Here is an 11,046-nt window from a genome sequence, read left to right as displayed (position 1 = left end):
CCGACGCTCCGCGTCGGCTCCTTCCTCCGCCTTGCAGCTGCACGCACCAGCCCCCGCTCCCTGATCCAGCCTGATCCAAACGAAAGACCCTAGCCATCCCGCCCTCCGGCATCGCTTCGTGAGAAGGGTCTCCCAAGCAGGCACCTCACCGCGGCGAGGACTCGGCTGCTTGTGCTCACGAATTCTTCGTTCCGCTGTCGCACATGCAGACCAATGCCGCTCGACGTGCGCAAGGTCCTCAACGACGCCGTCTGACGATCGTTCTTGTCGTCGAAGGCCTGGCCGTCACTGCGGGCAGCGGTGACGCAGCGTCACGCCGACGTCTGGTCCGGCCGCATGCGGCGCCGTGTCATCGCTCGGTCGAGAAGGATGACCGGCAGGGTGAGCACGGCCAGGCCGGCGCCGATCCAGATGACCGAGGTGATCGCGGCACCGGAACCGAGGGCGGTCCCGGCCAGGGCGGGGACGAGGCCGATGCCGAGCTGGAACGCGGAGGTGGTGGTGGCCCCGGCGAGTGTCGGCGCGTCCCACGCGACGGTGAAAACGCGCCCGGAGATGGCCGGGTTCACCACGAATCCGGCAACCCCGAGGAGCAGCACCAGAGGGACGACCGCCAGCGCGTACGGGGCGAGGAGCGCCAGCAGGACGGAACGGCCCAGGATTCCGGCCGCCCCGGCCATCAGAGCCTGCCAGGGCCGCCTGTCGGCGATCCGGCCCCGATGGAAAGGCCGATGAAAGCGCCGACACCGAACAGCTCCTGTATCGCGGGAACCCATACCTCGGGGATGCCGGTGACGTCGGTCAGGAACGCCGCGAGGTAGTTGAACGAGATCATGGTAGATGTGTTGTCGGCCCAAAACCCCCGTCTGCGGATACCGCCCGCAGCCGCCCCTCTTCCTCCGCCAGCCCGGCACGCCTCCCGTCCCCGGCAGACTTCAGTCGCCTGGCCCGGGCAGCGCAAGGTCCGGAGCTGGTGAAAGGCGTTCTGCGCACACCAAACGAGGCGAAGAGCGGCGCGGAATCCGGTGGGGACCATGCGGACGCCGCCCTCTCAATTGGCTCACTCTCCTTCGGAAACAGCCTCAGTTCCGGAATCATGTGTGCATGTCACCTACGGATTTAGCGAGTGCCGTCGTCGCCACCCTCGCCTCGGGTGCCGCGTCCGGTGCCGGCACCGCTGCTGGCACCGCTGCCTTCACCCGTCTCGCGGAGCTCGTGCGCAGTCGCCTCGGTCGCTCGGATGAGGGGCTCGGGGCACTCGGCCTGTGGGACGCGGAACCCGGATCGGAGCAGGCGGCGGAGGCGGTACGGGCACGCCTGACCATAGAGCTGGAGGGGGATCCCGGTCTCGCCGAGCAGTTGCGGGCCGCGCTGCAGCCCGGACCTCCACCGGTTCCGACGCACCCGCCGACGATTGTCCAGCGTGTCCACATCGGCGGCGACGCCAACCGCGCCACCATCAACGTTGGGCCGCTGCACCTGAAGAAGACCACGGGCGTGGTGGCGACCCTCGCCGTCATCGGCGTGGTGCTGGCCCTGCTGGTCGCACTGGGCCTCCGCAGTGTGGTGCAGTCGCTCGGCGACGACGAAGGTGAGCGCAAGGTGGCCCCCCTCTCCGGGATGTCCACCGTCAAGAGCGTCCTCCCCGACAGCGACAGCCTGCCAGCCGAGTTCAGGAGCCAGGGCGATCCGGAGGTGACCACAGGGGAACAGAACTGTCAGCCCGAATGCAAGGGGCATCTGTTCACCGCCAGGACGACCTTGGGACGCGAGAGACCGCAGAAGACGGCCGTGCTCTACGTTGCGGCCTACGACAGCGCCCTGCACGCCGCCGAAGGCTTCGAGCAGGTTCGTAAGGATTTGGCCGACTCGTCGGAGAAGACCCTTATCTCGTTCCCGTCCATGGGCGACACCAGTACCGCCTACCAGTTCACCCCCGGCAAGATCAACCTCAACGAGGACGACGAAGCCATCGAGGAGGCCGAAGCAGGGGCCCTTGTCGGAACGGTCGTCGTCTTCGTCCGCTACACCACCGCGGCAGACGACCTGGAACCGTCGCTCACCGCACTCGGACGGATGATGGCGGACCGGGCACAGCAAGCGCAGAACGGGAGCAGCCCCTCTGCCACCGCGTCCTTCTGATGCCTGCGAGCTGCCGGTGTTCCCCTGGCCAGCCCTCCAGAGGAGCCCGGCCCTGACTGCTCTCAGCGGCCTGGATGAATGAGCCTTTCTAGTGGCTCTGCTCCATGGGTCGACCCGTAATTGATCCGGCGGCGTTTGGCCGTTGGGCCTTCTCGCGAAGATCGCATTCGTTACCAAAACAGGACTCGGAAGCCCTTCCGAAAGATTTACTTTTGTGATATTCTGTCAAATTGTTGGGTTAATGTCCGGCATCATGATGAACAAGGGGCAACCCAGCCAGACAGCTCTCATGTCGGCCGCGGCACGCGCGGCACACCTCCTCGTCGACGAGACTCCCTCGATCTTCACCGACACCCTGGCGCAGACCTTCCTGGGTGAGCGTGCTGAAGAACTCCTTGGCTACCACCGGTTCTATGGTGGGCACCCTGTCCTGTCCGGCGCGCGGACGACGGCCGTTACCCGCAGCCGCTACACCGAGGACCGGCTGGCCGAGCTGGCCGGCCGGGGCGTCGACCAGTACGTGATCCTCGGTGCGGGGCTGGACTCCTTCGCTTACCGGTCTGAACTGGCCGACGGCGTGCGGGTGTTCGAGGTGGACAAGCCGACGACCCAGCACTGGAAGCGAGCACTGCTGGTTGAGACGGGGACGACGGTGCCACCGTCCGCCTTCTTCGTCCCGGTCGACTTCGAGAAGGAGTACGCCCAGTCACTTACCGAGCACCTCGTGCGGGCGGGCTTTGCCCCGGGCCGACCCGCACTGGTCAGCTGGCTCGGGGTCACGATGTACCTGACCTCGGAGGCGATCAGGCAGACCCTGGCCGTCATCAGCGGCTTCGCACCCGGGACAGAACTCATCGTGGAGCACCTCCTCCCGGCCGGACTCCGCGACGAGACAGGTCAGTCGTATGCGGAGCTGGTCATGGCAGCGGCGGGCGAGCAGGGCGAACCCTGGCAAACGTTCCTCAGTATCGAGCAGATGAACGCCCTCCTGCTTGAGCACCGGCTCCAGCCGATCGAGTACGCCCGGCAACGAGAAACGATCGACCCTGCGGAGTGGGAACGTACCGACGCGCTCCGCCCGTTCGAGTTGTCCGTCCTCGCCCGTGCGAGCGTCCCCACCCGCTAGGCGGTCTCAGCCCAGGTAGGCCGAGCCGCTCATTGATCTGGTGGCTGTGGGCCGACAGGCTGCTCCCAAGAGCGGATCTTGGAGGTGGTCGTGGGGCGTCGACCGAGTGTGTTCGTCCGGCCGGTGAGCATGGAGGTGGGCCGGAAGCTGCAGCGGACCAGCCGGATCGCGAAGGCCCCGGTGAAACTCCGCCGTGCGATCGTGGTGCAGATGTCCGCCCAGGGCCAGACGGTCAAGGCCATCTCCGTGCTGATGCGGGTCGGCGAGGACTATGTCCGCGAGGTCATTCACGCCTTCAACGAGCAGGGACTGGACGCGCTGGACCCAAAATGGAGCGGGGGACGCCCCAAGACGATCAGTGACCAGGTACGCGAGCACATCTGCCTGATCGCCCGGACGTCCCCCGCCGACTGGAAGATCACCGCGTTCTCCACCTGGAGCCTGAGCAAGCTCGCCGATCACCTCGTCAAGCAGAAGGTGACCGCGGCCATCAGCAGGGAGACCCTGCGCCGGATCCTGCACGCCGGCAAGGTCTCCTGGAAAACCACCACCACGTGGAAGGCGTCCACCGACCCGGAGTTCATCGCCAAGATGCACCACGTCCTGGCGCTGTATGACACCTCGCCCGCCGACGGACGGGTGATATGCGTCGATGAGTTCGGGCCGCTGAACCTGATGCCTCGCAAGGGCAAGGCGTGGGGGCCGTCTGCGGGCCACCTACAACCGCTACGGCGGCGTGAGGCAGATGCTCGCCGCCCTCGATCTGGCCACCGGCAAGCTGTACTACCGAATTCGCCCGCGCAAGCGGTGGCGCGAGTTCCTCGACCTCCTCAAAGCCCTGCGCGCCCGCTGGCCCGAGCAGAAGCTGTATGTGGTGCTGGACAACTTCTCCCCGCACAAGCACGCCAAGGTCCGCACCTGGGCAGCCGACAACAACATCGAGCTGGTCTTCCTGCCGACCTACGGCTCCTGGCTGAACTGGATCGAGGCCGAGTTCGCAGCCTTGCGCTACTTCGCACTCAACGGCACTGACCACCGCAGCCACGACGAACAGAACGCCGCCGTCGCCGCCTACGTCCGCTGGCGTAACACCCGCGCAGAACCAAAGACGAACTTCGCTCCCGGCTCACCGATCCGATCCTGGACCGAATACCCAGCCAAGGCTGCGTGACAAGCCACTAGATCTCTTCGAAGGGTCCGGCCTCCCGGATTGCCGAGTTCCATTTGATGGTGAGCGCGCAGCCGCCGGCCATCACGAGGCGCGGATACCGGCCCGAAGAGTGCGAACAGCCTTCCTCGGAACTGCTCAGCAACCGAGTGCCGGATGCTTCCCCTGTGGCGCCCGGCGCTCGCGGCTCACCGCGTCGTCCGGCCACTCCACCACGGCCGAACCCGTCTCGATCGAGTCCTGCGGGCGCCGCACGACCACGCCCCGCGCCCCCTGCTCGCGCCTCCTCCCCAGCACCTCCGACGCGGCCCCGGTCCGGTCGGCCCTCACGTCCGCGGCCCTTCGGTCACGAGGTCCGCGGCACACCGGGCCGTGGCGCCCGTCACGGCCCGGGAACCGTGATCACGGGGCAGTGTGCGCGGTGCAGCAGTCCGTGGACGACGGAACCGAGCCGCATCCCCGTGTAGCCGCCCCCGCCCCGACGCCCGACGACGACGGCCAGGGCGTGTTCGGCGGCTGCCGCGAGCACCTCGACGGGCGATCCGACGAGCACTTCGTGACTGGCCCGGAGGCCGGGGTACTTCTCCGACCAGCCCGCCGTGGTCTCCGCCAGCAGACGGCGCTCCGCGTCCAGTGGCGTCGCGCCTGTCCACCGGGAGAACACGGGCGGCTGCCAGACCGCGATGGCCCGCAGCTCACAGCGCCTGAGGTCCGCCTCCTCGAAGGCGAAGGCCAGGGCGGAGCGGGAGGACGCGCTGCCGTCGACACCGACGACGAGGTACGGCGGAACCTGGGTGCTGTGTTCCGCGTCCCCCACAACGGCGACGGGGCATCGCGCCTGCGCGGTGACCGGAACGGCCAGGGAGCCGCCGCTCAGGAACTCCTCGGTACGGCTGAGGTGCCGGGAACCGAGGACGACCATGCCGGCCTCCTGCGCCAGCCCTGACACGACGGCTGCCGGGGCGCCGTCGAGGAGTTCGCAGCTGACACGCACATCCGCGTTCCGGGCTCGCGCCCAGTCGGCCGCGGTCCGCAGCGCCTCCCTCCCCGCTCGTGCCTGCGCCTGATGCCTGGGATTCTCGTCGACGAGCTCCGTCTCCCGCAGTGGTGGTACGACGACCACGAGGCGGAGCGCCAGTCGGCGCCGGTGGGCCTCGTCCGTTGCCCAGGCCAGGGCGAGACGCCCGTCGCGGACCGGGTCGATACCGACGACGAGATCCCCTCGATGTCCGGCTGCGGTCATGGTGCGCCTCCTCATCCCGTCCCCGTGCCGATGATCCCGGGGTCGAGCCACTTCCCAGCCTCTCTGCCTGCGCCCCGGAGCCGAAGAGCCACTGGGGGCGCGGATGGGACCGAAGGTCCTGCCCGCGGCGGGGCTGGAGCGGGAGCGGATCGGGGCCGACCGGCCCCGGTGAGGGCCGGTCGGCCTCTCGTGGAGGGGGAAAGGCCGGTGGACGGTGGTGTGGCGGGGGTGATCAGCCACCGAGGCATGAACGGGAGGTCCGCGATGAGGCGTATGAAGGTCGGTCGGCTGATGACCGACGACGTGGTCTGCGCCCTCCCGGATACGTCGTTCCGGGAGGCGGCGAAACTCCTCGCCGAGCACGATGTCACCGGGCTGCCCGTCGTGGACGAGGACGATCACGTCGTCGGGGTCGTCTCCGAGAGCGATCTGCTGGCGCGCCGGGCGCTCACCGCCCGGGAGCTGATGAGCACACCGGCCGTCACGGTACACGCCGAGGAAGCGGTGGCGGAGGCCGCCCGGATCATGGTGCGGCGCGGTGTGGAGCGCCTTCCCGTGGTCGACGAGGAGGAGCGGCTGGTGGGCATCGTGACCCGCCGCGACCTGCTCCGTGTCTTCCTCCGCCCGGACGCAGAGGTCCGGGACCGTATCCGGGACGACGTCATCAGTGATGTTCCGGATCTCCCCGACGATGCGGTGGACGTGCGGGTGCTGGACGGTGTGGTGACCCTCATGGGCCACGTCCGCCGACCGGACCAAGCGGTGACGATCGTGCGGCTCGCCGAACGCGTGGAGGGGGTTGTCACCGTCGTGGACCGGCTGTCCGTCAGCGTGGGCGCGGCACCTCGCGCGCCCGGGACGGCGCAGGACTTCCCCTGGTGACTGCCCACGGGCGAGCGCCCGCGCCTGGGCAGCACGCCCAGATCCGCCGCCCGTCCTGCCCCGCTCGTTCATAGCCGTTCAGAAGGCCGTGGCTCACGCATAACCGTTCAGAAGATCGTGACTCACGCGCGTCCCGGAAGGCCGTGGCTCACACGTCCCGGAAGGCCGTGGCTCACGGGCCGCCGCCGCGCAACCGGAACCACCGTTCCTCCCCCGGCGCGAGTTCGCACCGCCGTCCGCCGGGCAGGGCGACGACGAGTGGCCCCAGCGGTGACACGGGCACCCGTATCCCCAGTCGGCCGGGCAGCATCCGCAGACGTATCCCGCGGTGCCCGCCACAGCACAGGGTGAAGGCGAACCGGGGGAACTCCCGCAGCGCCACCGGGGCCACGCGCAGCCCGTCCGGACCCGCTTCCAGACCGGTGATCCCGCGCTCGACCAGGTCGACCGTGCCGGCCATGGCCCCCAAGTGGATGCCCTCGCCGGTCGTACCGCCCTGCACGTCGGCCACATCGGATATCAGCGCTTCCTCGCAGTACCGCCAGGCGTCAAGGCCCTTCTGGCGGGCCAGCACCCAGCCGTGGACGAGACTGCTGAGGGTCGATCCGTGGCTGGTGCGCCCCAGGTAGTAGTCGACGGTGTCGCGCCAGGTCGCGTCATCCATCCGGTATCCCAGCCGGGCGAACAGTGCCGCCAGTTCGTCGGCCCGGAAGAGGTAGCCGAGCATGAGGACATCGGCCTGTTTCGACGCCTGGTACCGGTTGATGGTGTCGCCCTCGGCTTCCAGGATGCGGTCGAGCCGGCGGATGTCCCCGTAACGGGCCCTGTACGCCTCCCAGTCGAGCTCCGCCAGTTCTCCGTATCCTTCGAACTGGCTGACGACGCCCCGGTGGAACGGCAGGTGAAGGCGGTGTGACACCTCCGCCCAGTGGTCGAGAGCCCCGTCGTCGAGCGCGAGCCGCTCACGCAGCTCGCCCCGCCGGGCGGCCGGCAGTTCGTCCAGCAGATCGAGGCCGCGGGCGAGCACCCACGCGGCCGTCGCGTTCGTGTAGGCGTTGTCGTCGATTCCCGGTGCAGCCGCTCCCGGATACGCGTCGTGGTACTCGTCGGGGCCCACCACTCCACGGATGCGGTACCGGCTGGATGACGGGTCGAACTCCGCGGAACCGGCCCAGTAGCGGCCGACTTCCAGGAGGATGTCGGCCCCCTCCGCATGCAGGAAACCCCGGTCTCCGGTGGCCAGCGCGTACTTCCAGACGTTGTACGCGACGGCCGATCCGACGTGCCGCTGGAGCCGGGAGTGGTCGGGCAGCCACCGGCCCGAGCGCGGGTTGAGGTGGAGCTCCTGCGTCTCCTCGTTTCCGGAACTCCCGCTCTGCCAGGGGTACATGGCTCCCCGCTGACCGGTGCGGCGGGCTGCGGTCCGGGCGGCCGGGAGTCGGCGGTGGCGGTACATGAGCAGCGCCCTGGCCACCTCGGGGAAGTGCAGGTCAAGGTAGGGAAGGACGAAGAGCTCGTCCCAGAAGACATGCCCGCGGTACGCCTCCCCGTGCAGTCCTCTGGCCGGGACGCCCACGTCGAGCTCCGCCGTATGCGGGGAGAGCGTCTGGAGCAAGTGGAACAGGTGAAGCCGCAGGATACGGCCCGCTTCCCCTGGTACGTGCAGCTCCCCCTCCGTCCAGAGACGTTGCCAGGCGGCGTGATGGGTGGCCAGCAGCTGAGGAACCTCCGGGGCCTGTGCGGCCGCCTCCACCGCGACCACGAGGGGGGCGCCGGGCGGGCGGTCCAGCGAGGTGCGCAGGGACATGGTCTTCACCACGCTCGCCGACCCGCTGCGGCCGAGGGGCAGGCGGTACGTCTGGACGGTGCCGGTCGGCGTGGCCACCGCGCGGCCATCACACCGGGGGCGGGTCGTCGTACGCACGGCCATGGCGACCAGATGGCCCGGATCGCTGGTCCGGCAGGACAGAAAGGCGATGCCGCCCGGCTCGAAGCCGCTGCGGTGGCCGATGAGGTGACGGCCGTCCAGATTCCGGTAGCGCTCGACCCCGGCGTTGCTGACGGCACCGTCCAGAACCGACTCGGCCTCGACGGCGCCGCTCCAGCCGTACGCGTGGAACGTGGTGAGCTGGGCCGCGATTCCGGGATCCCCCATGTGCACGATCCGCAGGTGGCTGACGCGCAGGCCGCGCCCTCCGGCGTCCTGGAAGAAGAGGTGCCGGGTGAGAACGCCCCGGTCCAGGTCCAGATGTACGTCGCAGTGGCGCAGCTGAGCGGAGTCGGGGCTGAGCCACTCGCCGGGAGGGCGGTCGTCGGGCAGACAGCGGTAGCGCAGCAGTGTCCAGTTCGGCAGGTTGACGAGATCCTCGTTCTCGACCCGCTGGCCGGTGACGTACGACGTACGCCGGTCATAGCAGCCGGCGAGGTAGGTGCCTGGGTAGTGGACGGCGTCGGCGGTGCACTCGGGCGTGGAACCGCGGACGGCGAACCTGCCGTTCCCGAGTACGCAGAGTGCCTCCACCAAGCGCTCCCGCCCCGGGTCGTAGTCGTCGTACCGCCACATCGTCGCCGAGGTCACGGGGTCGCTCCCCACACGGCTTGCACGAGATCGGTGAGGTCGGCGACGACGAGGTCGGCCCCGTTCTCCCGCAGTGGTGCGGTGCGGTGCCGGTCGGTGGTGCGGTCGATGCCGACGACGAGCCCGAAGTGGCCGTACTGACCCGCCGAGACTCCGGCGAGCGCGTCCTCGACGACCGCGCCGTCCTCGGGGCGGGTGCCGAGGAGACCGGCGGCGTGCAGGAACAGCGCGGGGTCGGGTTTGCCGGGGAGGCCGAGCCGAGCGGCGTCCGAGCCGTCGACGACGGTGGTCAGGAGCCGGTCGAGTCCCGCTGTGGAGAGCAGAGCCCTGGCGTGCCGGGACGCCGATACCGCGGCGCGCGGCACATCGAGGGAGCGCAGCGCGGCAAGTGCCCGCGGGGCGTCCTCGAAGGCGTGGACCGGTTTGTCCCGCAGGGCCTGCTGGTACTCCTGCTCCTTGCGCGCCGCCACGGCCCGGACCGTGTCGCAGCCGGGGCGGGCATCCGCCTGCCCCGGGGGAAGGCGGACTCCGCGGGCGGTCAGGAACGCCGCGGCCCCGTCGTAGCGGGACTTGCCGTCCACGAACCGGTGGTAGTCGGCCTCCGCGTCGAACGGCTTCCAGCCCCGCTCCCCGGGCGCCCATGCGGCGAGGCAGGCGTCGAAGGCGGCTTTCCAGGCTGCCGCGTGGACCGCAGCGGAGGCGAGCAGCACACCGTCGGTGTCGAGGACGACACCGCGCGGCGGCGGGCGGCCGGTGCCCCGGGTGTTCATCCCCGCGTCACCGGCTGAGCGGCCTCGACGACCGTGTGCTGCGGGCTGCCGAGCGCGACCTTGATCGCCCCGGTCTCCTCCGCACGGCCGAAGACGTCGTACGCCTCCTCCATCTGTCCGAGCTCGAAGCGGTGGGTGACCAGTTCCGCGGCGGGGAGCCGACCGGACGCCATCATGCTCAGCAGGACGGGCGTGGACGCCGTGTCGACGAGACCGGTGGTGATGGTGATGTCCTTGTTCCACAGGTCTTCGAGATGCAGGGATGCCGGTCTGCCGTGGACGCCGATATTGGCGACCCGGCCGCCGGGCCGTACCATGCGCGTGCACATCTCGAAGGTCTCCGGGACTCCCACCGCCTCCATGACGACATCGGCACCCAGGCCGTCGGTGAGGTCGGTCACGAGCTGCTCGGGGCCTTCGTCCGCGGTGGCCGTGGCGTCCGCGCCCAGGCGCCGGGCTGCTTCGAGGCGGGATTCCGCCAGGTCGACCGCCACGATCCGCCCGGGACTGTACAGGCGTGCCGTGATGATCGCGGCGAGTCCCACGGGACCGGCGCCGACCACGACGACGGTGTCTCCGGGCCGCACACCGCCGTTGAGGACACCGACCTCGTAGGCGGTGGGGAAGATGTCGGCCAGCAGCACGGCGTCGAAGCTGTCCACCGCGTTCGGCAGCGGGTGGACGGACAGATCGGCGAAGGGCACCCTGACGTACTCGGCCTGTGCCCCGTCGATGGTGTGCCCGAGGACCCATCCTCCTGCGCCCCGGCACTGTCCGTAGCGGCGTTCACGGCAGAACCGGCAGCGTCCGCAGGAGGAAACGCAGGAGATCAGGACACGTTCGCCCGGCACCACCGTGCGCACGTCCCCACCCGTCTCGACGACGGTGCCGACCGCCTCGTGCCCGAGGACGAGGCCGGGTTCGGCCTCCGGCACGTCCCCCTTGATGATGTGCAGGTCGGTACCGCAGATGGTGACGGCTTCGACGCGGACGATCGCGTCGGCCGCGTCCTTGATGCCGGGGTCCGGCACGTCCTGCCACCGGACGCGGCCCGTTCCCTGGAACACGAGAGCCTTCATGACAGCCGCCTTCCCGGTGCCCGCGGGTCTCGTCCCGCTGGTATCAACGCCAGGCTGC

At 69.6% G+C, this 11,046-nt stretch carries 10 protein-coding genes and 1 pseudogene; 4 read left to right on the top strand and 7 right to left on the bottom strand.

The window, feature by feature from the left end; translation table 11 throughout:
• Positions 1 to 311 precede the first annotated feature (311 nt).
• Both ACFVWY_RS11000 and ACFVWY_RS10995 read right to left on the bottom strand, forming a co-directional pair.
• Positions 312 to 680, bottom strand: a complete 369-nt coding sequence (locus ACFVWY_RS11000) for a hypothetical protein (protein ID WP_389869692.1) — start codon at positions 678 to 680, stop codon at positions 312 to 314.
• Positions 680 to 835, bottom strand: coding sequence for a hypothetical protein (locus ACFVWY_RS10995; protein ID WP_389869690.1), 156 nt, complete (start codon positions 833 to 835; stop codon positions 680 to 682). Before ACFVWY_RS10995 ends, ACFVWY_RS11000 begins: the two co-directional genes overlap by 1 nt.
• A 269-nt stretch (positions 836 to 1,104) precedes the next feature.
• Between ACFVWY_RS10995 and ACFVWY_RS10990 the strand changes: the two genes are divergently transcribed.
• The 3 genes and pseudogenes from ACFVWY_RS10990 to ACFVWY_RS10980 all read left to right on the top strand — a co-directional run bounded on the left by ACFVWY_RS10990 (position 1,105) and on the right by ACFVWY_RS10980 (position 4,439).
• Positions 1,105 to 2,142 carry a hypothetical protein gene (locus tag ACFVWY_RS10990; RefSeq protein ID WP_389869687.1) on the top strand — a complete coding sequence of 346 codons (1,038 nt, stop codon included), beginning with the start codon at positions 1,105 to 1,107 and terminating at the stop codon, positions 2,140 to 2,142.
• A gap of 241 nt (positions 2,143 to 2,383) precedes the next feature.
• On the top strand, positions 2,384 to 3,268 hold the full coding sequence (locus tag ACFVWY_RS10985; RefSeq protein ID WP_389869684.1) for a class I SAM-dependent methyltransferase: 885 nt from the start codon (positions 2,384 to 2,386) through the stop codon (positions 3,266 to 3,268).
• A gap of 129 nt (positions 3,269 to 3,397) precedes the next feature.
• Positions 3,398 to 4,439 (top strand): annotated as a pseudogene (locus ACFVWY_RS10980) (IS630 family transposase).
• A gap of 7 nt (positions 4,440 to 4,446) precedes the next feature.
• On the opposite strand, the gene ACFVWY_RS10975 reads toward ACFVWY_RS10980, so the two are convergent.
• Positions 4,447 to 4,521, bottom strand: a complete 75-nt coding sequence (locus ACFVWY_RS10975; RefSeq protein WP_389869726.1) for a carbamoyltransferase N-terminal domain-containing protein — start codon at positions 4,519 to 4,521, stop codon at positions 4,447 to 4,449.
• A 297-nt stretch (positions 4,522 to 4,818) separates the two neighbouring features.
• Positions 4,819 to 5,679, bottom strand: coding sequence for a universal stress protein (locus tag ACFVWY_RS10970; RefSeq protein WP_389869682.1), 861 nt, complete (start codon positions 5,677 to 5,679; stop codon positions 4,819 to 4,821).
• Between the two features lie 264 nt (positions 5,680 to 5,943).
• Between ACFVWY_RS10970 and ACFVWY_RS10965 the strand changes: the two genes are divergently transcribed.
• On the top strand, positions 5,944 to 6,561 hold the full coding sequence (locus ACFVWY_RS10965; protein WP_389869679.1) for a CBS domain-containing protein: 618 nt from the start codon (positions 5,944 to 5,946) through the stop codon (positions 6,559 to 6,561).
• A gap of 172 nt (positions 6,562 to 6,733) precedes the next feature.
• Here ACFVWY_RS10965 and ACFVWY_RS10960 read toward each other — a convergent pair whose 3' ends face one another.
• From ACFVWY_RS10960 to ACFVWY_RS10950, 3 genes are read right to left on the bottom strand one after another with little or no spacing between them, the layout of a single operon-like run.
• On the bottom strand, positions 6,734 to 9,124 hold the full coding sequence (locus ACFVWY_RS10960) for a glycoside hydrolase family 65 protein (RefSeq protein ID WP_389869724.1): 2,391 nt from the start codon (positions 9,122 to 9,124) through the stop codon (positions 6,734 to 6,736).
• A gap of 11 nt (positions 9,125 to 9,135) precedes the next feature.
• Positions 9,136 to 9,909 (bottom strand): HAD family hydrolase, encoded by a 774-nt coding sequence (locus tag ACFVWY_RS10955; RefSeq protein WP_389869677.1) that lies wholly within the window; start codon positions 9,907 to 9,909, stop codon positions 9,136 to 9,138.
• Positions 9,906 to 10,988, bottom strand: coding sequence for an alcohol dehydrogenase catalytic domain-containing protein (locus ACFVWY_RS10950; protein WP_389869674.1), 1,083 nt, complete (start codon positions 10,986 to 10,988; stop codon positions 9,906 to 9,908). Before ACFVWY_RS10950 ends, ACFVWY_RS10955 begins: the two co-directional genes overlap by 4 nt.
• Between the last annotated feature and the right edge of the window lie 58 nt (positions 10,989 to 11,046).

It is taken from the genome of Streptomyces sp. NPDC058195 (assembly GCF_042883525.1).
GTDB lineage: Bacteria > Actinomycetota > Actinomycetes > Streptomycetales > Streptomycetaceae > Streptomyces.
This window is presented reverse-complemented; position numbering and strand designations above follow the sequence as displayed.